Source organism: Pseudomonas juntendi, from assembly GCF_021560075.1.
In the GTDB taxonomy this organism is placed as follows: Bacteria; Pseudomonadota; Gammaproteobacteria; order Pseudomonadales; family Pseudomonadaceae; genus Aquipseudomonas; species Aquipseudomonas juntendi.
Genome location: NZ_CP091088.1, coordinates 4,319,910 through 4,342,669 on the forward strand (window position 1 = coordinate 4,319,910; position 22,760 = coordinate 4,342,669).

At 62.7% G+C, this 22,760-nt stretch carries 21 protein-coding genes; 9 read left to right on the forward strand and 12 right to left on the reverse strand.

The annotated features are described in order from the left end of the window. Window position 1: 1 nt before the first annotated feature. The 3 genes from L1P09_RS20085 to L1P09_RS20095 all read right to left on the reverse strand — a co-directional run bounded on the left by L1P09_RS20085 (window position 2) and on the right by L1P09_RS20095 (window position 2,646). Window positions 2-271, reverse strand: a complete 270-nt coding sequence (locus L1P09_RS20085) for a hypothetical protein (RefSeq protein ID WP_082414699.1) — start codon at window positions 269-271, stop codon at window positions 2-4. A 193-nt stretch (window positions 272-464) separates the two neighbouring features. Beyond that, the gene (locus L1P09_RS20090; RefSeq protein ID WP_054905626.1) at window positions 465-1,679 is read right to left on the reverse strand and encodes a class I SAM-dependent methyltransferase; all 1,215 of its coding nucleotides are present in this window, start codon (window positions 1,677-1,679) and stop codon (window positions 465-467) included. A 349-nt stretch (window positions 1,680-2,028) separates the two neighbouring features. Then, on the reverse strand, window positions 2,029-2,646 hold the full coding sequence (locus tag L1P09_RS20095; protein WP_192440859.1) for a TPM domain-containing protein: 618 nt from the start codon (window positions 2,644-2,646) through the stop codon (window positions 2,029-2,031). 185 nt (window positions 2,647-2,831) lie between these two features. Here L1P09_RS20095 and bglX point away from each other — a divergent pair, with 185 nt between their 5' ends. The 4 genes from bglX (at window position 2,832) to L1P09_RS20115 (ending at window position 9,870) form a co-directional block, all read left to right on the forward strand. After that, window positions 2,832-5,123 (forward strand): beta-glucosidase BglX, encoded by a 2,292-nt coding sequence (bglX, locus tag L1P09_RS20100; RefSeq protein ID WP_235768035.1) that lies wholly within the window; start codon window positions 2,832-2,834, stop codon window positions 5,121-5,123. 123 nt (window positions 5,124-5,246) lie between these two features. Continuing rightward, entirely contained in the window at window positions 5,247-7,004 is a 1,758-nt protein-coding gene (locus L1P09_RS20105) for a sensor histidine kinase (RefSeq protein ID WP_054905629.1), read from the forward strand. Then, on the forward strand, window positions 6,998-8,329 hold the full coding sequence (locus L1P09_RS20110) for a sigma-54-dependent transcriptional regulator (RefSeq protein WP_054905630.1): 1,332 nt from the start codon (window positions 6,998-7,000) through the stop codon (window positions 8,327-8,329). Before L1P09_RS20105 ends, L1P09_RS20110 begins: the two co-directional genes overlap by 7 nt. Window positions 8,330-8,550: 221 nt before the next feature. Continuing rightward, a complete protein-coding gene (locus L1P09_RS20115; protein WP_009683086.1) occupies window positions 8,551-9,870 on the forward strand; it encodes an MFS transporter in 1,320 nt (439 codons plus the stop codon). Between the two features lie 164 nt (window positions 9,871-10,034). Here the strand turns inward: L1P09_RS20115 and L1P09_RS20120 are convergent, their stop codons facing one another. After that, complete coding sequence (locus L1P09_RS20120) at window positions 10,035-10,358, reverse strand: COG4705 family protein (protein ID WP_054905631.1); 324 nt, start codon at window positions 10,356-10,358, stop codon at window positions 10,035-10,037. A gap of 240 nt (window positions 10,359-10,598) precedes the next feature. Between L1P09_RS20120 and L1P09_RS20125 the strand changes: the two genes are divergently transcribed. Together L1P09_RS20125 and L1P09_RS20130 are read left to right on the forward strand one after the other, a co-directional pair. Next, a complete protein-coding gene (locus L1P09_RS20125; protein ID WP_054905632.1) occupies window positions 10,599-10,925 on the forward strand; it encodes a hypothetical protein in 327 nt (108 codons plus the stop codon). A gap of 117 nt (window positions 10,926-11,042) precedes the next feature. Next, window positions 11,043-11,648, forward strand: coding sequence for a flavin reductase family protein (locus L1P09_RS20130; RefSeq protein ID WP_009683089.1), 606 nt, complete (start codon window positions 11,043-11,045; stop codon window positions 11,646-11,648). On the opposite strand, the gene L1P09_RS20135 is transcribed toward L1P09_RS20130, so the two are convergent. Both L1P09_RS20135 and L1P09_RS20140 read right to left on the reverse strand, forming a co-directional pair. Then, on the reverse strand, window positions 11,649-11,906 hold the full coding sequence (locus L1P09_RS20135; protein WP_009683090.1) for a hypothetical protein: 258 nt from the start codon (window positions 11,904-11,906) through the stop codon (window positions 11,649-11,651). Window positions 11,907-11,965: 59 nt separating this feature from the next. Next, a complete protein-coding gene (locus tag L1P09_RS20140; RefSeq protein ID WP_054905633.1) occupies window positions 11,966-12,259 on the reverse strand; it encodes a putative quinol monooxygenase in 294 nt (97 codons plus the stop codon). Between the two features lie 201 nt (window positions 12,260-12,460). Here L1P09_RS20140 and L1P09_RS20145 point away from each other — a divergent pair, with 201 nt between their 5' ends. Next, window positions 12,461-13,381: an AraC family transcriptional regulator gene (locus L1P09_RS20145; RefSeq protein WP_054905634.1), complete on the forward strand. Its 921-nt coding sequence runs from the start codon at window positions 12,461-12,463 to the stop codon at window positions 13,379-13,381. A gap of 410 nt (window positions 13,382-13,791) precedes the next feature. On the opposite strand, the gene L1P09_RS20150 is transcribed toward L1P09_RS20145, so the two are convergent. Further along, window positions 13,792-14,739 carry an IS110 family transposase gene (locus tag L1P09_RS20150; protein ID WP_029886225.1) on the reverse strand — a complete coding sequence of 316 codons (948 nt, stop codon included), beginning with the start codon at window positions 14,737-14,739 and terminating at the stop codon, window positions 13,792-13,794. A 255-nt stretch (window positions 14,740-14,994) separates the two neighbouring features. Continuing rightward, on the reverse strand, window positions 14,995-16,632 hold the full coding sequence (locus L1P09_RS20155) for a 5-guanidino-2-oxopentanoate decarboxylase (protein WP_235768036.1): 1,638 nt from the start codon (window positions 16,630-16,632) through the stop codon (window positions 14,995-14,997). A gap of 113 nt (window positions 16,633-16,745) precedes the next feature. Between L1P09_RS20155 and L1P09_RS20160 the strand changes: the two genes are divergently transcribed. Beyond that, complete coding sequence (locus L1P09_RS20160) at window positions 16,746-17,621, forward strand: LysR substrate-binding domain-containing protein (RefSeq protein ID WP_192440868.1); 876 nt, start codon at window positions 16,746-16,748, stop codon at window positions 17,619-17,621. Window positions 17,622-17,719: 98 nt separating this feature from the next. On the opposite strand, the gene L1P09_RS20165 is transcribed toward L1P09_RS20160, so the two are convergent. The 3 genes from L1P09_RS20165 to L1P09_RS20175 form a co-directional block, all read right to left on the reverse strand. Further along, window positions 17,720-18,667, reverse strand: coding sequence for an IS110 family transposase (locus tag L1P09_RS20165; RefSeq protein WP_029886225.1), 948 nt, complete (start codon window positions 18,665-18,667; stop codon window positions 17,720-17,722). Between the two features lie 232 nt (window positions 18,668-18,899). Beyond that, on the reverse strand, window positions 18,900-19,514 hold the full coding sequence (locus L1P09_RS20170) for an NAD(P)-dependent oxidoreductase (RefSeq protein WP_054906010.1): 615 nt from the start codon (window positions 19,512-19,514) through the stop codon (window positions 18,900-18,902). A 27-nt stretch (window positions 19,515-19,541) separates the two neighbouring features. Further along, window positions 19,542-20,417, reverse strand: coding sequence for an MBL fold metallo-hydrolase (locus L1P09_RS20175; RefSeq protein ID WP_054906009.1), 876 nt, complete (start codon window positions 20,415-20,417; stop codon window positions 19,542-19,544). 103 nt (window positions 20,418-20,520) lie between these two features. On the opposite strand from L1P09_RS20175, the gene L1P09_RS20180 reads away from it, so the two are divergent. Continuing rightward, window positions 20,521-21,435 carry a LysR family transcriptional regulator gene (locus L1P09_RS20180; protein ID WP_192440872.1) on the forward strand — a complete coding sequence of 305 codons (915 nt, stop codon included), beginning with the start codon at window positions 20,521-20,523 and terminating at the stop codon, window positions 21,433-21,435. Window positions 21,436-21,532: 97 nt separating this feature from the next. Here the strand turns inward: L1P09_RS20180 and L1P09_RS20185 are convergent, their stop codons facing one another. Then, window positions 21,533-22,402 carry an isocitrate lyase/PEP mutase family protein gene (locus L1P09_RS20185; RefSeq protein WP_009685607.1) on the reverse strand — a complete coding sequence of 290 codons (870 nt, stop codon included), beginning with the start codon at window positions 22,400-22,402 and terminating at the stop codon, window positions 21,533-21,535. Window positions 22,403-22,760: the final 358 nt, after the last annotated feature.

Here is a 22,760-nt window from a genome sequence, read left to right on the forward strand (position 1 = left end):
GCTACTCCTCCTTGGGGGTACACATTGCCAGCCTGTCAGCCGAACAGTGATCAACCACACGCCTCAACTGTCGCGCTAAATTACCGGCGTTACGCGGCGTGCTCCATATGCTGGTAATGCAATACTCCCCGCATCGACAGTCGGCATCGTTGAAAGGGCAATACATTTTTCCCCAACAATGTCCCCCGCCTACCACAACTCTCCATCCCTTTGATTCCGCGTGCCTCAAGGCCAGTTCGACCTCTTTCCTGGCATGACTGGGGCGGGCCATCAGCTTTTCTCCAGTGTGGACTTACTGCCCATGGGTTGTCAAATGACAACCCGGCTAACTGACTATTGAGCACGTCACACTACAGAAACGCTGATCAAAGAAATACTTGAAAGGCACAGCCAGGAAATGCCCTACAAGCATTACCGATCAAGGGCAAAGGAATTCTGTAGGGATGGTAGGGATACGCGCCCGCTCAAAGCAGCCCGTCGCACCGCAATAGCGTCTCCAGGCAATGCTCCTGCACCCCATAGAACGCCTTGAGCTGGGCGATTTTCTCCAGCAGCGCACGGTTGTCGCCCGGCTGGCGCCGCTTCACCGCAAGAATCATCTTGTTCTTGTTGGTGTGCTCCAGGGAGATGAACTCGAACACCTTGGTCTCATAACCACAGGCCTCCAGGTACAGCGCCCGCAAGCTGTCCGTGAGCATTTCGGCCTGCTGGCCCAGGTGCAGGCCGTATTGCAGCATTGGCTGCAGCAGGCCCGGGCTGTGCAGTTGCGGGCGGATCTGCTTGTGGCAGCACGGCGAACACATGATGATCGCGGCATTGCTGCGGATGCCGGTATGGATGGCATAGTCGGTGGCGATGTCACAGGCATGCAGGGCGATCATCACCTCGATGGCGTCGGGCACCACGCTGCGCACGTCACCACACTGGAACTCCAGGCCCGCATGCTGCAGCCGCACCGCGGCGGCGTTGCACAGGTCGACCATGTCCTGGCGCAGTTCAACCCCGGTCACCTGCGCTTCGCGGCCCAACGTATTGCGCAGGTAATCATGCATGGCGAAGGTCAGGTAGCCCTTGCCCGAGCCAAAGTCAGCCACCCGCAGTACCTGCTGTGCCGGCACCGGGGCGCTGGCCAGGGCGTGGTCGAAGACCTCGATGAACTTGTTGATCTGCTTCCACTTGCGCGACATGGACGGGATCAGTGCCCCCTGCGCGTCGGTCACGCCAAGGTCGCGCAGGAATGGGCGCGACAGCTCCAGGTAGCGTTTTTTCTCACGGTCATGGCCACTGGCGGGCGCAGCCTCGCGCGGGGCTTGTGCGCCATGGCGCTGAAGCATCGGCTTGCCCTTCTTGCTGAAGGTCAGCTGTACTTCGCCATCGGCATCGAAGAGGTGGGCGTTGCGGAAGCTGCCCGGCAGCAACTCGGCCACCAGCGTCAAGGCATCGTCCAGGGCCAGGTTGCGGGTGATGTCTCGGGTCTGGTGACGGTAGACCAGTGACAGGCAGGGCTGGCCCTTGACCAACAGCGGCTTGGCGATGATTCGTTGCAGGGTCTGGTCGGCACCGACATGGCGCGCCAGCACCAGCTTGCTTAACGTGCCGCCCTGCAGGGCAGCGTTCAGCAGGTCGAGGAACTGGGCGAGTGCGTCCGGCGCGGCGGAAGCGGAATGACTGGCGGGCATGGACAAAGGGGCCTTGGGTAGCGGAACGCTCATTCTACCGTGTGCCGTGCGGCCAGGCATACCTTGGCCACCCACGGCCGCGTCACGCCCAGGCCAGGCCAGGCCAGGCGCTGCATAGCTTGTGGCAAACACCTGCCGCAAGCGCGACGCGGCCTGTGTGGGAGCGGGCGAGCCCGCGAAGAGCCCAACGCGGTGGCTGGCACCGGCGACGCCGGTGTTCGCGGGCGCGCCCGCTCCCACAAGGGCCCGGCTAATTCAACAAGTTATGGATCGTTCAATAGGAGCTGGCGATGGGCTGCACAGCAGCCCCGAACTGCCTGCCCTCACCCAATTGCGCCTGCATGCTGCCTCAGTCGAGAATCACCAGGCGGTTTGGCAGCTCGTTACGCGCATGGGTCGGTGGCACCTGCTCGCTCAGTAACTCGCCGCAGGCCTCGATGCATTCGACAAAACCCTGCAGGGTCCGCCCCTGGCGCACCTGTTCGGCAAGCCGGGTGACAAGTGCCGCCCGAGCGCTGGCATCCAGGCAGTGCTCGATGCCGCGGTCAACCAGTATTTCCACATGCCGCTCCGCCTCGCTGACAAAAATCAGCACCGCCGTGCCAGCCGCCGTACGCTGCAGGTTCAGCTCGCGAAATTGCTGGTGCGCCAGGCGCGAAGCACGCCAGCGGCGCAGCACCCGGGGGATCAGCCAGCCGGCCAGGCGCGGGCTGCGCAGCAGCAGGCACAAGCCGACAAACAGCAGCATGTTGGCCACCAACAAGCCACGCACGCCCGGCCAGCCCAGCAGCCACTGCAGCAGGCCCGGCACGGCCAGTGCCAGCACGGCAGCCCAGAGCAGCGGCCAATACGCATAGTCGTCGGCACGCCGCGCCAGTACCGTCACCAGTTCGGCGTCGGTGTGCCGCTCGGCACGGGCTATGGCTTCGGCAATCTGCCGCTGATCATACTCGTCAAAAGGGGTCATGCCGTCGGTCTCTGAGCTTTCTTATAGTTGTTGTCCCGGCATACGGGGCTTCGTCCGCGGGTGACATATTCAGGCATAATCGGCCGCTGGAAGCATTGCCTGCAAATCGTACAACAATAGCCGCCTGAAAACTTCGGCCGCGCGCGTACCACCCTGGATACGGCAGAGGCCCCACAACGGAACTGATGATGAAACTGTCTTTGCTGGGCCTGGCCATGGGCCTTGCCAGTCAGGCGGCCCTCGCCGCCACCTCCGCCCCGCCCCTGCAAGACAAGCAGGCCTTCATCGACCATCTGGTCAGCCAGATGACCGAAGCCGAGAAAATCGGCCAACTGCGCCTGATCAGCATCGGCCCGGAAATGCCGCGCGACAAGATTCGCGAGGAAATCGCCGCTGGCCGCATTGGCGGTACCTTCAATTCCCGCACCGCGCCGGAAAACCGGCCGATGCAGGATGCGGCCATGCGCAGCCGCCTGAAGATCCCGATGTTCTTCGCCTACGACACCGTCCACGGCGAGCGCACGATCTTCCCGATCGGCCTGGGCATGGCCGCCACCTGGGACATGGACGCGGTGGCCAAAGTGGGCCGCACCGCCGCCATCGAAGCCTCGGCCGACGCCCTGGACATGACCTTCGCCCCCATGGTCGATATTGCCCGCGACCCCCGCTGGGGCCGCACCAGTGAAGGTTTCGGCGAGGATACCTACCTGACCTCGAAGATCGGCCAGGTCATGGTGCGCTCGTTCCAGGGCAGCAGCCCGGCCAACCCCGACAGCATCATGGCCATCGTCAAGCACTTTGCGTTGTACGGTGCAGTAGAGGGCGGGCGCGACTACAACACGGTCGATATGAGCCTGCCGAAAATGTACAACGATTACTTGCCGCCCTACCGCGCCGCACTCGATGCCGGTGCCGGGGGCGTCATGGTGGCGCTGAACTCGATCAACGGTGTGCCGGCCACCTCCAACACCTGGCTGATGAACGACCTGCTGCGCAAGGAGTGGGGCTTCAAGGGGGTGACCATCAGCGACCACGGCGCCATCCAGGAACTGATCCGCCATGGCGTCGCCCGCGATGGCCGCGAAGCCGCCAAGCTGGCTATCAAGGCCGGCATCGACATGAGCATGAACGACACCCTGTACGGCCAGGAACTGCCAGCCCTGCTGAAGTCTGGCGAGGTGAGCCAGCACGAACTGGACCAGGCCGTGCGCGAAGTGTTAGGGGCCAAATACGACATGGGCCTGTTCAAGGACCCGTACGTGCGCATTGGCAAGGCCGAAACCGACCTGAAAGACTACTACGGCAGCGACCGCCTGCACCGCGAAGCCGCCCGTGACGTGGCGCGTCGCAGCCTGGTGCTGCTGGAAAACCACAACCAGACCCTGCCGCTGAAAAAAGCCGGCACCCTCGCGCTGGTCGGGCCCCTGGCCGATGCCCCGATCGACATGATGGGCAGCTGGGCCGCCGACGGCAAACCGGCGCATTCCATCACCGTGCGCGAAGGCCTGCGCCGCGCCCTGGAAGGCAAGGCCAAACTGGTCTACGCCAAAGGCTCCAACATCACCGGCGACAAGGCCATCCTCGATTACCTGAACTTCCTCAATTTCGATGCCCCGGAAATCGTCGACGACCCGCGCCCCGCTGCGGTGCTCATCGATGAAGCGGTCAAGGCAGCGCAACAAGCCGACGTGGTAGTGGCCGTGGTTGGCGAGTCCCGCGGCATGTCCCACGAGTCGTCGAGCCGCACCACCCTGGAGATTCCTGCCAGCCAGCGTGAACTGATCAAGGCCTTGAAGGCGACCGGCAAGCCACTGGTACTGGTGCTGATGAACGGCCGCCCGCTGTCGATCAGCTGGGAACGTGAACAGGCCGATGCCATTCTCGAAACCTGGTTCGCCGGTACCGAAGGCGGCAATGCCATTGCCGACGTGCTGTTCGGTGACTACAACCCGTCCGGCAAGCTGGCCATCACCTTCCCGCGCTCGGTCGGGCAGATCCCGATGTACTACAACCACACCCGTATCGGCCGGCCGTTCACGCCAGGCAAACCCGGCAACTACACCTCGCAGTACTTCGAAGAGCCCAACGGCCCGCTGTACCCGTTCGGCTATGGCCTGAGCTACAGCAGCTTCGAGCTGTCGGGCCTGACGCTGTCGGCCAACAACCTCAAGCGCGGCGACACGCTGCAAGCCAAGGTCACGGTGAAGAACACCGGCAAGCTGGCAGGCGAGACCGTGGTGCAGTTGTACCTGCAGGATGTCTCGGCATCGATGAGCCGCCCGGTCAAAGAGCTGAAGAACTTCCAGAAACTGATGCTCAAGCCCGGTGAGACGCGCACCTTGAGCTTCCGTATCAGCGAAGAAGACCTGAAGTTCTACAATGGCCAGTTGCAGCGGGTTGCCGAGCCCGGGGAATTCAATGTCCAGGTCGGGCTGGATTCCCAGGCGGTGCAGCAGCAGAGCTTTGAATTGCTGTAACTGAACGGTCGCCTGTACCGGCCCTTTCGCGGGCTTGCCCGCTCCCACAGGTACTCACACGTGGGGGCGGGCAAGCCCGCGTAGGGGGCCAGCCCCGATGCCCCAATGATCCGGATCCGCGCCATGCCCTTTTCCTTTCGCGCCCTGCGGCTGGGGCTGATTACCCTGCTGATCCTGCTAGGCACTGCCCTCAGTGCCGGTTGGGCGATGCACCAGGCCAAGCGCCAGGCCATGGAAAACGACGCACAACGTGCCCACCAGCAACTGGGCTTGTACGCCAATACCCTGCATACGCTGATCGACCGCTACCGGGCCCTGCCGGCCGTGCTGGCGCTGGACCCGGAACTGATCGACGCCCTGCGCGGCCCGGTCAGCGAGACGGTGCAAGGCGCCCTGAACCGCAAGCTCGAACGTATCAACGGTGCGGCCAACTCTTCGACCCTCGAACTGCTCGACCACACCGGCCTGGCCGTGGCAGCCAGCAACTGGCGGCTACCCAGCACCTACGTCGGCTCCAACTACGGCTTTCGCCCCTACTTCAAGCAAACCCGCAGCCAGGGTACGGGCCGCTTCTATGCCGTTGGCGTGACCAGCGGGGTACCGGGGTACTTTCTGGCCAGCGCAGTCAACGACGAACATGGCCGTTTTCTCGGCGCCATGGTGGTCAAGCTGGAGTTCCCGGAGCTGGAACGCGAATGGCGCCAGGGCAGCGATATCCTGCTGGTCAGCGATGCCCGCGGCATCACCTTCATTGCCAACCAGGACGGCTGGCGCTACCGCGAACTGCAGCCACTGAGCGGCGCCGACCGTGCCGAACTCGCCGAAACACGCCAGTACGACAAGCAGCCGCTGGTGCCGCTGCACCATCAGGTGCTCACGCGCTTCGCTGCCAACAGCACCCTTAGCCGCGTACAAGGCCCCGACGGCAGCGCCGAGTACCTGTGGGAAAGCCTGCCGCTGGCAGGCGAGGGCTGGACCTTGCACCTGCTGCGCAAGCCGCAGGTGGCGGCAGACGGCCGCAACGCCGCACTCGGCGCTGCTGCCGTATGGCTGAGCCTGGTGTTCGCGGCGTTGTTCATCAGCCAGCGCCTACGCCTGGCACGGCTGCGCCAGCGCAGCCGGGAAGAGCTCAAGCGCCAAGTCGAGGAACGTACCCGCGAGCTGCGTACCGCCCAGGAGGGCCTGGTGCAATCCGCCAAACTGGCCGCGCTGGGCCAGATGTCGGCGGCCATGGCCCACGAAATCAACCAACCGCTGACAACCCAGCGCATGCAACTGGAAACCGTGCGCCTGCTGCTCGACAATGGCCGGCCTGCCGAAGCGCGGCAGGCACTCGAGCCGCTGGAGCAGATGCTCACGCGCATGGCCGCGCTCACCAGTCACCTCAAGACCTTCGCCCGTAACAGCCCGATGGGCTTGCGCGAGCGCCTGGACCTGGCCACCGTGGTCGATCAGGCACTGCACCTGCTGGAAACGCGTATCCGCAGCGAAGAGGTCGAGGTCGCGCTGTACCTCGCACGCCCGGCCTGGGTACGGGGCGATGCCATCCGCCTGGAACAGGTGCTGATCAACCTGTTGCGCAACGCCCTCGATGCCATGGCCGACAAACGCTACAAGCGCCTGGAAATACGCATCGAAGCCGATGGCCAACGCTGGCGCCTGAGTGTGCTCGACTCCGGTGGCGGCATAGCCGAGGCCGACCTGGCCAAGGTCTTCGACCCCTTCTTCACCACCAAGCCCGTGGGCGAAGGGCTGGGCCTTGGCCTGGCGATCTCCTACGGTATCGTCCATGAGGTCGGCGGCCAGCTGCAGGCCGAGAACCTGTCTGGCGGTGCGCGCCTGAGCCTTACCCTGCCCCAAGACCTGGAGCCTGCATGTTGAATTCAGTGATCGTTATCGATGACGAAGCCAGTATCCGCACAGCGGTCGAGCAATGGCTGAGCCTGTCGGGCTTCAACGTGCAGCTGTTTGCCCGCGCCGAAGACTGCCTGAGCCAGCTGCCGAAGCACTTCCCGGGTGTGATCATCAGCGATGTGCGCATGCCCGGCATGGGTGGCCTGCAGTTGCTCGAACGCCTGCAGGCGGACGACCCCGATCTGCCAGTGATCCTGCTGACCGGCCACGGCGATGTCCCCATGGCCGTGGAGGCCATGCGCAACGGGGCCTACGACTTCCTGGAAAAACCCTTCACCCCGCAACATCTGCTGGGCAGCCTGCGGCGGGCTCTGGAAAAACGCCAGTTGGTGCTTGAGAACCGCCGCCTGCACGAGCAGGCCGACTTCAAGTCACGCCTGGAAGGCACGCTGCTGGGCATGTCCCAGGGCCTGCAACTGCTGCGGCGGCAGGTGCTGGACCTGGCCAGCCTGCCGGTCAATGTGCTGATCCGCGGTGAGACAGGCAGCGGCAAAGAACGTGTAGCCCGCTGCCTCCACGATTTCGGGCCACGCGCGGCCAAGCCATTCGTGGCGCTCAATTGCGCGGCCATTCCTGAGGCATTGTTCGAGGCCGAGCTGTTCGGCCATGAGAGCGGCGCCTTCACCGGTGCCCAGGGCAAGCGCGTCGGCAAGCTGGAATATGCCAACGGCGGCACGGTGTTTCTCGATGAAATCGAAAGCATGCCGCTGGCCCAGCAGGCCAAACTGCTGCGGGTGATCCAGGAGCAGAAGCTCGAGCGCCTGGGGGCGAACCAGAGTATCAACGTTGACCTGCGCATCATCGCCGCAACCAAGCCCGACTTGCTGGAGGAGGCCCGTGCCGGGCGCTTCCGTGAAGACCTTGCCTACCGCCTGAACGTTGCCGAGTTGCGCCTGGCGCCTTTGCGCGAACGGCGTGAAGACATTCCGCTGCTGTTCGACCACTTCGCCCGCGCTGCTGCCGACCGGCTTGGCCGCACTGCGCCGCCGCTGTCGGGCGCGCAACTGGCACAACTGCTGGCGCATGACTGGCCGGGTAACGTGCGCGAGCTGGCCAATGCGGCAGAGCGGCACGCATTGGGCCTGGGTTCACCGAGTACCGAGGTGGCCCCTGCCGGGCAATCGCTGAGCGAGCAGATGGAAGCGTTCGAGGCCCAGTGCCTGCGTGCAGCGTTGCGCCAGCATGGGGGCGCGATCAGTGCGGTGATGGAGGCGTTGCAACTGCCGCGGCGAACGCTGAACGAAAAAATGCAGCGGCACGGGTTGTCGCGGGACGATTTTACCGGCCAGTGATAAGCGGAATTCCGCCTATCACTGGCCGGCGATAGGCAGAATTCCGCCCATGCACAGCACTTTCAGGGCCTGGCTCGCCGGCGCGTGGCCGGCGAAGTGCCCGCAAAGCGGCCTATTGCCCCGGTTTGGGTCGGCCCGCCCCGGTTTGGCACACCTTCTGCAAATGCTCGTGTCAGCTGCGCCCAGGCGCGCTTCACAACAACAACGAGAAGGTATCCCTGATGGATAACGCCACCTCCCTGCCCGCTGGGGCGGCCGCTGCGCCTGCCGCAGAAAAAACTACCGCCAGCCGCCTGAAGTCGATCTTCAGCGGGTCCATCGGCAACATGGTCGAATGGTACGACTGGTACGTCTACGCCGCATTCTCGCTGTATTTCGCCAAGGCCTTCTTCCCGGCCGGCGACTCCACTGCACAACTGCTCAACACCGCCGCGATTTTCGCCGTTGGCTTTTTGATGCGCCCGATCGGCGGCTGGCTGATGGGCCTTTACGCCGACCGCAAAGGCCGCAAGGCCGCGCTGATGGCCTCGGTACTGCTGATGTGCGCCGGCTCGCTGGTCATTGCCCTGACGCCTGGCTATGAAACCATCGGCTTCGCCGCACCGGTCCTGCTGGTCATCGCCCGCCTGATGCAGGGCCTGTCGGTGGGTGGCGAATACGGCACCTCGGCGACCTACCTCAGCGAAATGGCCAGCAAGGACCGCCGCGGCTTCTTCTCCAGCTTCCAGTACGTGACCCTCATCTCCGGCCAGCTCATCGCCCTGGCAGTGCTGATCGTCCTGCAACAGACCCTGACTACCGAGCAGCTGTATGCCTGGGGCTGGCGCGTACCCTTCGTGATCGGTGCGCTGTGCGCCGTGGTCGCGCTGTACCTGCGCCGTGGCATGGAAGAAACCGCCTCGTTCACCAAGAAGGAAAAAGCCAAGGAAAGCCTGATGCGCACCCTGCTGCGCCACCCCAAGGAACTGATGACCGTGGTTGGCCTGACCATGGGCGGTACCCTGGCCTTCTACACCTACACCACCTACATGCAGAAGTACCTGGTCAATACCGTGGGCATGAGCATCAGCGACTCGACCACGATCTCGGCCGCCACGTTGTTCCTGTTCATGTGCCTGCAGCCTGTGATCGGTGGCCTGTCCGACAAGATCGGCCGGCGCCCGATCCTGATCGCCTTCGGTGTACTGGGCACCCTGTTCACCGTGCCGATCCTCAGCACCCTGCATACCATCCAGACCTGGTGGGGGGCGTTCTTCCTGATCATGGCAGCGCTGATCATCGTCAGTGGCTACACCTCGATCAACGCGGTGGTCAAAGCTGAACTGTTCCCGACCGAAATCCGCGCCCTTGGCGTGGGCCTGCCCTACGCACTGACCGTTTCGATCTTCGGCGGCACCGCCGAGTACGTGGCGCTGTGGTTCAAGAGCGCGGGCATGGAAAGCGGCTTCTATTGGTACGTCACCGCCTGTATCGCCTGCTCGCTGCTGGTATACGCGACGATGAAGGACACCAAACAGCACTCACGTATCACCACAGAGTGACGCGGTAAGGCCGTTCTGCAAGGGCGCCCAACGTGCAGGGCGCCTTTTTTATGCCCCCTAATGCCCCATGAGCCGATTAGCTGAGCTATTCGGCTCATGGGATGGGTATGAAAGGCCGTTTGCTGGGCAAGCGTGAAAGCATTGACCCGTTACCGCATCAACATTCAGGACATTTCCAGCGCCTGACGCGGTTCACGACGCTGGTACCAGCCGGCCATCAGTACCAGTACCAGCAGCACGCCACCCAGCACGGCCGATGAACCGACCGTGCCGAAGTCCAGCCCGCCCTTCGCATGAGGTTTGGTCAGGAAGTCGCCCAGAGCGGTACCCAAGCTCAGCGGCAGGATGCCGATCAGCAGGGCCGTACCGGTGGCATAGACCATGCCCAGGGTAGGGTCCATGAAGTCGGACATCGCGGTGCCGACGGTGCTGGTGGGCTGAAAAATAGGTTGGTAAGCGATGAAAAAACGTTCATCGGTGATCTGCATCAGGTGTTCTTCTTAATCACCTATTAATTGCCACCCTTCAGCCTTCACGAGCTGACTGATGAAGGGTGCATGCACCAACCCGTGCCCGGCCAGGCAAACGCCTATACGACGGTCACAGCACCCTTAAATATCGAATAAGTCGATTATTTAGTGCATATATTTGCGCTTTTTAATCATCATATTGGGCGTAATATTTAAGTCACGGAAACAAACAACCCACAAAACCCTGGAGCAATGACCATGAAAAACAAACTGATCCTCACCCTGGCCCTGTCGGTTTTCGCTACTGGCGCCTTTGCCGAAGATGGTTTCGACCGGACCAATGCCCACACCTTTGCCGCAGCCCAGACCCAGTCGGCCAGCTACGCTGAAGACGGCTTCGATCGTACTGGCGGCCAACGCTTCGCCGAAGACGGTTTCGACCGCACCGGCGGCCAACGCTTTGCCGAAGACGGCTTCGACCGCACCGGTGGCCAACGCTTCGCTGAAGACGGCTTCGATCGCACCGGCGGCCAACGCTTTGCTGAAGACGGCTTCGACCGCACCAACGCCAACCGCATCAGCTGATCCCTGCTGCGAGCGCCCAGCCCGGCTTTTGCCGGGCTTGATCATTTGCAGGCAAGCAAAGGCTTGGCACACTAGGCTTCTTGTCTATCAGGAGGTAGGGCCAGTAAGCCCAGCACAATGTATTACTACGAACCCGCCAAAGGCCACGGCCTGCCCCACGACCCCTTCAACGCCATCGTCGGCCCTCGTCCTATCGGCTGGATCTCTTCGCAAGACCGCGAGGGACGCTTGAACCTGGCGCCCTACAGCTTCTTCAATGCCTTCAACTACATCCCGCCAATCATCGGTTTCTGCAGTGTCGGGCGCAAAGACAGCCTGAACAATATCGAGCAGACCGGTGAGTTCGTCTGGAACCTGGCCACGCGATCGCTGGCCGAGCAGATGAACCAGAGCTGTGCGCCGGTGGCTGCCGAGGTCAGTGAATTCGAGTTGAGCGGCCTCACCGCCACACCGTCAAGCCTGGTCAAGGTGCCGCGCGTGGGCGAAACCCCGGTCGCGTTCGAGTGCAAGGTCAGCCAGATCGTCCAGCTCAAGCGGGCCGACCAGGCGCTGGTACCCAGCTGGCTGATTCTTGGGGAAGTGGTGGCCGTGCACATTGCCGACCACCTGCTGAAGAACGGTATTTACGATACCGCGGCAGCCGAACCTATCTTGCGCGGTGGTGGCCCGGCGGACTATTTCGAGCTGGGCAACCTGTTCAAGATGGCCCGCCCGCCGGCCTGATCACCAGACCAGCTCACCCTCAGCGCTAACGCCTTGCAGGCGCTGCAGTTCGGCCGTGGCCGCTTCGTCGGCGGCCACGGCGCCCTTGAATACCTGGCCGTCGAGCACCTTGTGAAAACGCGGCGCGCCGCCCATACCCAGGGCTTTGACTGCGATGGCCGCGTGATAGCCACCACCTTCGGCCGGCACCATCGCCGACACCGCTTCGAACTGCGGGAATTCCCTACGTGCCATGTTGCTCTCTGCCTGCTTGATCATGGCCCGGCATGTTAACCCAAACCCCAGCCAGCGCGCGCGCTGTGGGAGGGGCCATGCCGTCAGTCGAATGTATGCAAGTCCAGGCTGCTGACCACCTGCGCCTGCACCAGCTCACCGAACACCTCCAGCGTGGGCGACGCAAAATAGCCACTCATGGCCTGTTGGTCCTGCCAACTGCCGCTGAGCAGCCACAGGTCAGCGTCGGCCTGCGAACGCTGTACGCTGAAACTCAGGCAACCCGGCGCACGCAGCGACGGTTCGAGCAGGTCACGCAGGCGCGCGCCAAGCTCCGCCGAGCGCCCGCTGCTGGCACGAATGAACGCAAGATGGGTGACCGGTTGTTTTAGGGCCATTGCACAATCTCCTTGAAGCAAGCGGACGAAAAAGCCAGGCTGCCAAGGTTAGGGGTTCGCCCGCGCAACCCGTTAGGCCAATACTGCCCGCCGCTTGCCTGATCCTGCGGCGCGGCAGGATCAGGCAAGCGACGTGCAGCTTTCGACTAGCGTCGGCCGTTGCCCAAACCTATGCTGCGACCGTCAGCAGAGGAAAGCATCATGACCATCGCCACGCCCACCGATCCGACCCTGGAACTGCAGCGCCTGGAGCTGGCCGAGCTGATTACCCGCCATGCCGGCGAGCCCCACGGCCCGGCGTCGGCCATCGCGGATCTGTACCTGGTGCGCTACACCGAGAATGTGCGCTCGGTCCCCACCCTGGCGCAACCGGCCTTGTGCATCCTTGCACAAGGCAGCAAAAGCCTGTTTCTGGGTGACGAGCAGTATGCCTACGATCCACTGCACTACATGGTGGTTTCGGTCACCCTGCCGTTGAGCGGCGTGCGGCTCGATGCCAGCCCCGAGCACCCCAGCCTGGGTTTGCGCATGGACCTGGACCCGGCCGAGATCAGCCAGTTGATCGCCGAAAGCGGCCCGATGCTGGTGCCCAACAAGCCATCGGGCCGTGGCCTGTACGTGGATAAAACCGATGCGGCGTTGCTCGACGCCCTGTTGCGGTTGCTGCGCCTGCTGGATAGCCCACGCGACATCTCCATGCTGGCGCCACTGGTCCGCCGTGAGATCCTCTACCGCCTGTTGCGTGGGCCGCAGGGTTATCGGCTGTACGAAATCGCCTTGGCGAACAGCCAGACCCACCGGGTTTGCCAGGCCATCGCCTGGCTCAACAACCACTACCAACAGCCACTGCGTATCGGGGACCTGGCCCGTGAGGTCAACCTCAGCACCTCGACCTTGCACCACCGCTTCAAGGCGGTGACCTCGATGAGCCCGTTGCAGTACCAGAAGCAACTGCGCCTGCAGGAGGCACGGCGGTTGATGCTCAACGACGGGCTCGAGGCGGCGGTGGCGGCCTACCGGGTGGGCTATGAAAGCCCTTCGCAGTTCAGCCGCGAGTACAGCCGGCTGTACGGCGCGCCGCCCATTCGGGATGTGGCTCGGTTGCGGGCCAATGCTGGCTGAAGTTCAAGGTGGCTGTACCGGCCCCATCGCTGGCAAGCCAGCTTCCACAGGGATTGCATCAGGGCAGACAGGTGTTTGCCACAAGGTATGCAGCGCCTGTTAGAGCGAGCGCCGCCCGCGCGGCGCATCGCGAGCTGCGCTCGCTCCTACGTTTGTTTCGGGCCAGTAACGCCTGTGACAGGCGCGCGCGGCCGCCTTGTTTGTACGGCGCGATATTGAGGCATGCACCAAGGCGTTCGCGCGCGAATCCCACAGGAATAATTGGCCCGAAACAAACGTAGGAGCGAGCGCAGCTCGCGATGCGCCGCGCGGGCGGCGCTCGCTCTAACAGGCGCTGCATACCTTGTGGCAAACACCTGTCAGCCCTGATGCGATCCCTGTGGGAGATTCTATGGTTTTAGGGAAGTTTTTTAAGCGGCTTTTGACCGATACTCGTCTCCGCTTTTCAGTAGGGCAAATACTACTCGCGCCAGTTTGCGTGCGAGCATGACAAGCGATGCTGTCGTGCTAAAACCACGCGCCAGGCGCTCTTCGTAGTACGACTTCCATGCTGCTGTGCGGGATGCTGACATAGCCGCGTTGTGAAGGAGGCGTCGAGCTTCGGGGTCTCCTCGCTTCGTGAGCTTGGATTGCCCTTTTTTCTGCCCCGACTGCGCAATCCTCAGATCCATACCCAAAAAGGCGATAAACGCATCACCCCCGCTGAAGTTGCCACGCTGAAACGTCGCTGTCAGGCGAGCAGCAGTTAGAAAACCCACCCCTTCGACCTTCATGCAGCGCTTTACCTGAGGCATCAGCCCGGCCTTTTCCAGCAGGCCCTTGATCATCTTCTCCACCAGCAGCTCAAGCCGCTGCATCGCACGCAGATGCGTCTTGAAGGCGGCTTTGAGTAGCGGTTCATTGGCCCACCCCTGAGTCAGGCTGGTTCGTGCCTGGACCAGTCCTGCACGTCGCCGGAACAAGCTCAGAAGCTGTCGATAGATAGCCGGTGGCGGCGCCCAGGGCGTTAGGTCCTGCCCTTCGTTCTTCAGATAGCGGGCCAACAGCTGGGCATCAATTGCATCAGTCTTAGCGCGTACGTTGACACCTTTACGGTAATGGCTCAGGGCGTACCCATCTACCACGTAAATCGTATGCCCGAACTCAAAGGCCAGATCCGTAAACAGGACGTGATAGATGTTGGTCGCTTCGATAGCGACGGACATCGCACCCGAGAGGCCTTTGAGCCATTTCTTGATAGCTGCTTTAGTATTGGGGATTGCTATGAGTTCTGCTGATTCATCGTCCCAAATGACCAATTCTGTTTTGGCCACATCCACGCCAATCAGCCGCTTTGAATCAGCAACCACCATTGCCATGAGCAACTCTCCTCGATAGTGTTGGAGTACTTGAAGGGTCACCCAGAGGCGCTGGCTTGTGTCTTTCGTCGGTCCGAGCCCGGAAGCATTCTTTATCGGCGCTTGGGTGAAAAGGGAGGAGGGGCGAGGTCTCCCACGGTCTGTACTGCGCTAACAGTCAGAAGCTGGCTTTGTCCCTCCTCCTCCCTTCAAGTCTAACCATACAAGCTGGCTTGCCAGCGATAGGGCCGGCACCAGCAACCCAAGACTCAAGGTTCAACCGACAACCGTGCCCTGCCACTGGTGCTGGTCTACCTGGATCAATGTCGGCCCCTTGCGCTCCATCGCCTGCCCCAGCGCCGCCTGCAATTGCGCCACATCCGCCACGCTCTGCGCTGCGGCCCCCAACGCCCGCGCCACGCCGATGAAGTCTGGGGTATGGATATCCACCCCGACCGGCTCGATCGCCCGGTTGAGCATGTACTTCTTGATCTCTTCGTAGCCTTGGTTATTCCACAGCAGCACGATCAACGGCACCTGCGCCTCCACGGCACTGGCCAACTCCGGCAGCGTGAACTGCAGGCCGCCATCGCCAATCAGGCACACCACTGGCGCCCGCTCAGCAGCGTGCTCGGCACTGCCCAACCAGGCACCCATGGCCGCCGGCAAGGCATAGCCCAGGGTGCCGTACCCCGTCGAGGCGTTGAACCAGCGGCGCGGCTGGTCCATGTCCAAAGTCAGGTTACCGGTGTAGACCGGCTGGGTAGAATCGCCCACCAGCACAACACCGGGCAGGCGCTGCACGATGGCCGTCAACAAGCGTGTCTGGCTCAGGGTCGGCTGGTCCCAGCCGGTTGCCAAGGCTTCCCGCAGCCTGGTCACGCGAGCCCGCCCCCAGTTGCGGTCGTGTATCCCCTGCGGCTGCGCCTGCAAGGCCGCCAGCAGCGCTTCGGCAGCCAGTTCGGCATCGGCCACCAGTGCCAGTTCCGGCAGGTAGTTGCGCACGGTCTGGTCCGGGTCGATGTCGATGCGCAGCAGGCTCCCCGGGATGTCGAAACCGCCTTTGAAGGTCACGTCATAATCGGTTTCGGCCAGTTCGGTACCGATCGCCAGCACTACGTCGGCCTCGGCCACCAGCGCCCGCGTAGCCGGTAGCGACTGGGTCGAGCCAATCTGCAGCGGGTGGCTGGATGGCAGCAAGCCCTTGGCATTGATGGTCAGGGCTACCGGTGCCTGCAGGTGCTCGGCCAGGCGGGCCAACGCAGCACCTGCTGCCAAGGCACCCCCACCGGCCAGGATCAATGGCCGCCGCGCGCTGGCCAGGCGTTCAGCCATCTGCGCCACGGCCAGCGGTGCAGCCCCTGCCCGGTTACCCCGTACCGGGCGGCCCGGCAACAGTTGGTCGGCGGGCTGAACCAGCACATCCAGCGGTATTTCGATATGCACCGGGCGCGGCCGGGCGCTGTCGAATACCGCGAAGGCCCGCGCCAATACCTGTGGCAGGTCGGCTGCATTCATCAGGGTGTGCGAAAACGCCGCGACACCCGCCACCAGCGCCGCCTGGTCAGGCAACTCGTGCAGCTTGCCACGGCCACCGCCCAACTGGTCACGCGACTGCACGCTGGAGATCACCAGCATCGGAATCGAATCGGCATAGGCCTGGCCCATGGCGGTGGCGATGTTGGTCATGCCCGGGCCGGTAATGATGAAGCACACCCCGGGTTTGCCACGGGTGCGCGCATAGCCGTCAGCCATGAACCCGGCGCCCTGCTCGTGGCGCGGGGTGATATGGCGAATGGACGAGCCCGCCAGGCCTCGGTACAGCTCCACCGTATGCACGCCGGGGATGCCGAAGACATGGTCCACGCCATAGCCTTCAAGGAGTTTGACCAGCACTTCGCCGCAGGTTGCCATGGGGTTCACCATCAATCTTGTTGGGTTATGCGCTTATTGGACCCAAGCCACGGCTATCGCCACAATGCAAAAAAACACATACTAGCCATGTCCTGAAGTCATGGCTTATTGCGATGAAACGCCTCCCGCCCTTACCCGCCTTGCATACCTTCCTGATCACCGCCCAGTGCTGCAATTTCACCCGCGCCGGGCAGCAGTTGCACATCACCCAGGGCGCCGTCAGCCGGCAGATCGCCGCCCTGGAGCAGCACTTGGGTTATGCCCTGTTCCAGCGCCAGGCCCGCGGTTTGAGCCTGACCCGTGAAGGCCAGGACTGGCTGCCACGGGTGCAACAGGTGTTTGCGCTGATCGAACAAGGGGTGCGTGAGGTGGGAGAGCACAGCACGACCCTGCAGTTGAAGGCCCCCACGTGCGTGATGCGCTGGCTGCTGCCGCGCTTGATGGAGTGGCAGGCACTGCGCCCGGATGTACCGGTGGAACTGACCACGACCGTTCAGCATGGCGTGGATTTGCGCCGCGAGGGCTTTGATGCCGCGGTGGTCTATGGCGAGGCACCGAACCACGGGCTGCAGGTGCGCAAGCTGTTCGATGAGCAACTGACGCCGGTGTGCGCACCGTCTTTGCGTGAGGGGCCGCTGCCCTTGCAGCAGGTTGAAGACCTGGCGCGGCACATGTTGCTGCACCCCTCGCGGGATGAGCATGATTGGCGGTTATGGCTGCAGGCGGCTGGGGTAACGCTGGCTGCGCAGGGGCCGAAGCAGCACTTCGAAACGCTGGACATGGCCATGGCCATGGCGTCGCAGGGGACAGGCGTGGCTATCGGTGATTGGTCGCTGATTGGCGATGACTTGCGTAGCGGGCGGCTTTGCATGCCGTTTGCGCTGAAGGTGCGGACCGGTAAGGGCTACTACCTGGTGAGCCAGGCCAGGAACCTGCCCGCGGGGTTGCTGGAGTTGCTGGACTGGCTGGAGGGCCAGACCAGCTTGTGAAGGCCTGTTCGCGGGCTCGCCCGCTCCTACAGGTGACGCACAGGATTTTGAAACCTGTGCAATACCTGTGGGAGATTCTATGGTTTTAGGGAAGTTTTTTAAGCGGCTTTTGACCGATACTCGTCTCCGCTTTTCAGTAGGGCAAATACTACTCGCGCCAGTTTGCGTGCGAGCATGACAAGCGATGCTGTCGTGCTAAAACCACGCGCCAGGCGCTCTTCGTAGTACGACTTCCATGCTGCTGTGCGGGATGCTGACATAGCCGCGTTGTGAAGGAGGCGTCGAGCTTCGGGGTCTCCTCGCTTCGTGAGCTTGGATTGCCCTTTTTTCTGCCCCGACTGCGCAATCCTCAGATCCATACCCAAAAAGGCGATAAACGCATCACCCCCGCTGAAGTTGCCACGCTGAAACGTCGCTGTCAGGCGAGCAGCAGTTAGAAAACCCACCCCTTCGACCTTCATGCAGCGCTTTACCTGAGGCATCAGCCCGGCCTTTTCCAGCAGGCCCTTGATCATCTTCTCCACCAGCAGCTCAAGCCGCTGCATCGCACGCAGATGCGTCTTGAAGGCGGCTTTGAGTAGCGGTTCATTGGCCCACCCCTGAGTCAGGCTGGTTCGTGCCTGGACCAGTCCTGCACGTCGCCGGAACAAGCTCAGAAGCTGTCGATAGATAGCCGGTGGCGGCGCCCAGGGCGTTAGGTCCTGCCCTTCGTTCTTCAGATAGCGGGCCAACAGCTGGGCATCAATTGCATCTGTCTTAGCGCGTACGTTGACACCTTTACGGTAATGGCTCAGGGCGTACCCATCTACCACGTAAATCGTATGCCCGAACTCAAAGGCCAGATCCGTAAACAGGACGTGATAGATGTTGGTCGCTTCGATAGCGACGGACATCGCACCCGAGAGGCCTTTGAGCCATTTCTTGATAGCTGCTTTAGTATTGGGGATTGCTATGAGTTCTGCTGATTCATCGTCCCAAATGACCAATTCTGTTTTGGCCACATCCACGCCAATCAGCCGCTTTGAATCAGCAACCACCATTGCCATGAGCAACTCTCCTCGATAGTGTTGGAGTACTTGAAGGGTCACCCAGAGGCGCTGGCTTGTGTCTTTCGTCGGTCCGAGCCCGGAAGCATTCTTTATCGGCGCTTGGGTGAAAAGGGAGGAGGGGCGAGGTCTCCCACGGTCTGTACTGCGCTAACAGTCAGAAGCTGACTTTGTCCCTCCTCCTCCCTTCAAGTCTAACCATACAAGCGGGCGAGCCCGCGAAGTAGGCGACTCAATACCCGACCGTGAACCGCTGCCGCGAATGCTGCGGTTGCTCCAGCTCATCCAGCATGGCAATCGCATAGTCGGCAAAGGTGATCCAGCTCTTGCCATCCGCAGCGATCAGCAGATGGTCCTTGCCCAGCGTGTAGTGCCCGCTGCGCTCGCCTTCAACAAACTCCGCCGACGGTGAGAGGAAGGTCCAGTCCAGGTCCTGCTCGCCCTGCAACGCCTCCAGAAAACGCACACCGCCCGTGGCCTCGGCCCTGTAGGCCTCCGGGAAATCCGGGCTGTCGATCACCCGCTGCCCCGACGGCAGCAACAGGCTGGCGGCACCGCCAACCACCAGCAGGCGTTTGACCCCGGCACGCTTGACCGGCTCGATGATCGCCTGCGGCTCGATGGTGGAGAAGTGCGCTGCAGTCAGGACTGCGTCCACACCTGTCACTGCTGCCTCCAGGGCTGTGCCGTCCTTGGCATCCAGCGCCTTGATGGTCACCCCGTCACGCCCCTGCAGCTGCGACGGGTCGCGGGCAATCGCCACCACGTCATGGCCACGGCGCAGGGCCTCTTCCAGCAACTGGCTGCCAGCACGACCGGTGGCGCCGATGATTGCAATCTTGCTCATGTCATACGCTCCATCAATTGAACGGAATTACCACTTCATTTCGCCCTTGGCGACCTTGGCCCCCAGCTCCAGCGAGCTTTCATCGGCCAGGCCCGGGTAACGCTGCTTCATCGCCTTGATCAGCGCGCCGGCATCTTTCGCCTTGGCGGCCTCGCTGTCGAAATCGCGAATGTAGTTGGCCGTGAAACGCACGGCCTGCAACGAACGGCTGCTATCCCCCAGGTAGTGGCCCGGGACCACCGTGCGCGGCGCCAGCGCTTCGATGCGCGCCAGGGTGCTCAGCCAGTCGGCATGGGACTTGGGCGTTTGCGTATCCGCCATCCACACATGAATGTGTTCGGCTACCACGACACCGCCGACCACGGCCTTGATCGAAGGGATCCAGACGAAACTGCGGTCAGGCTGAGGGCCGTCCAGGCCGACCACTTCCAGGGCTTGCCCCTCCAGGGTCAGGCGGTCGCCTTCGAGCACCTGAGGCAGCACCAGCCGCGCCGGTTTGTCGGCCCCCATCTGCGGCCCCCAGTAGGCCAGCTTGGCCTCCATGGTCTGGCGGATGTGCGCAACGGTGGCAGCCGAAGCCAGCACCTTGGCGTCGGGGAACGCCTGGGTCAGGGTATCCAGGCCAAAGTAGTAATCCGGGTCACCGTGGCTGATGTAGATGCTGGTCAGGTGCTTGCCACCCGCCCGCAGGCGTTGCACCAGTTGCTCGGCCTGGGCCTTGCCGAACTGGGCATCGACCAGCACCGCATCGTGCTCGCCACTGACGATTACCGAGCTCACCGGGAAAATAGCGTCGTGGCCGGGGTTGTAGACTTCCAGGTGCAAAGGCTCGGCGGCCATGGCCGGCCCGGCGAGGGTGACGCAGGCCAGCAACAGGCCACGCAGTGGGGTGAACAGGGGCATTGGGTAAGCCTTCCGCTAGATCGATGCCCCACAGCTTAGTTGCCCGATCCGTAACAAAAAATGCGATGCTTGGACATAGTTTGTTTCTGAAAGCGAGCAAGTCATGGACCGTCTGAACGCCATGCGCGTCTTTGTCACCGTTGTCGACCTGGGCAGCCAGTCAGCGGCGGCGGATCACCTGCAACTGTCGCGTCCGGTCGTATCGCGTTACCTGGCCGAGCTGGAAGACTGGGTTGGTGCACGCCTGATGCAACGCACCACACGCAAGCTCAGCCTAACGGCCGCCGGCCAGGAAACCCTGCCACGTTGCCGGCAATTGCTGGACCTGGCAGGTGAACTGCAGGCCGCAGTACAACAGCCGGACGATGCCCCCAAGGGGGCATTGCGCATCAGCGTCAGCACCTCGTTCGGCCAGGCCCAACTGGTGGATGCCATCGCGGCTTATGTGCAGCGTTACCCCGGTGTGAAGGTTGAACTGCAGATGCTCGACCGCACCGTCAACCTGGTAGACGAGCGCATCGACCTGGCCATCCGCACCAGCAACGACCTGGACCCCAACCTGATTGCCAGGCGGCTGAGCGTGTGCCGGTCGGTGGTCTGTGCGGCACCCGCCTATCTGCACAAGCATGGCACCCCGCAACAGGTCGAGGAACTGAGCCGGCACAACTGCCTGACCCATGCCTACTTCGGCCATAGCCTGTGGCACTTCGACGTGGCCGGCCAGCAGGTGAGCGTGCCGGTGGCCGGCAACATCAGCGCCAATGAGGCAATGACCTTGCAGAAGGCGGCACTGGCTGGGGCCGGCATTGCCATGTTGCCGACCTACCAGGCCGCCGACGCCCTGCGCAAAGGTGAACTGGTGCGGCTGCTGGCACACGCCAGGCCGCGCGAGCTGAACCTGAATGCGGTGTACACCTCGCGCAAGCACATGCCGGCCACCTTGCGCAGCATGCTGGATTTTCTGGTGGAGCGGTTCAAGGACGACCCAGAGTGGGACCGCGATCTGTCATGGGCATGATGGCCTCATCGCCGGCCAGCCGGCATGGCTATGCACCTTGGTCCCATCTGTCGCTGTACCTTGAGCGCCGTCCGTTGAGTTGACGGCGCGCTGCCGGTCACTCCTCGACGCTCATGTACTCCTTGGCCCAGCGGATGTAGTCCTCAGGCTGGGTGTAGGTGTGCGAGAGTTCGGTGGCGCTGAGGTTGTCCGACTTGTTCTGCTTGCCGCGCTGCAGCCGCAAGCAGTCGTAGGTGGCTTTGATTGCAGCAAAGTACGCCGCGTGGCCATCGACGGCTATGCGCACGCCCAGGCGTGCCAGGCGCTCGTCGTCATGCAGGTTCGGGTTGCCATAGGTGACCAGCATCAGCGGCACGGTCAGGTGCTCGGCGATCTTTTCGAGCTGCTCGAAGTCCTTTACGCCCACCATGCAGATGCCATCGGCACCGGCCTTCTGGTAGCTCTGGGTACGCACGATGATTTCTTCGGTGGTGAGCACGCCGGCATTGGTACGGGCGATGATCGACAACGACGAATCGACCCGGGCCTCCAATGCCGCCCGGATCTTGCCAACGCCCTCATCAACCGGGATCAGGTCGGTGGACTTGCGCCCGAACTGGGCTGGCAGCAGGGTGTCCTCGATGGTCAGGGCAGCCACGCCGGCACGCTCCAGCTCGATCACCGTGCGCATCACGTTCAGTGCGTTGCCATAGCCATGGTCGGCGTCGGCCAGCACCGGCAACTGCGCCACCCGGCCAATCCGGGTGGCCTGCTCGACGAACTCACTGAGGGTGATCAACGCAAAGTCCGGCGCAGCCAGCACCTGCAACGAGGCGACCGAGCCGCCGAGGATACCGACCTCGAACCCCAGGTCAGCCGCAATGCGTGCCGACATCGGATCGAACACCGAGGCGGTGTGGTAACAGGAACCTGAAGCGAGCAGCTCGCGGAAGGCAAAACGCAGATCTTGATGGGAAGCCTTGGGCATGATCACTCCGCAATTATGTGCAAATTTTGAACGGTAACTACCGACCCCTGCAATCGGGTCTACCTGACCTGTTGCAACCGTCGCCATGTGGGCGGTCATGCTCGGCATGCAGGCAGAGGAATAAAAGGTGTGGGAGACAGGGGCCCGTGAAACCTGCGGCATAATGTTGCACCAAGCTGGTGCAACCCGCGGCAATCGGCCCCTGTGGCATACCAACGATATCACGCGGCCATGCTGCACTGGATGAATACGCCAATGCCGATTCGGCATAGGGGATGCAGTTAGTACATAGGAAGCTACCTAACTCGGGTTACAATTCGAGGGCCTGTTCGCGGGCACGCCCGCTCCCACGGATACG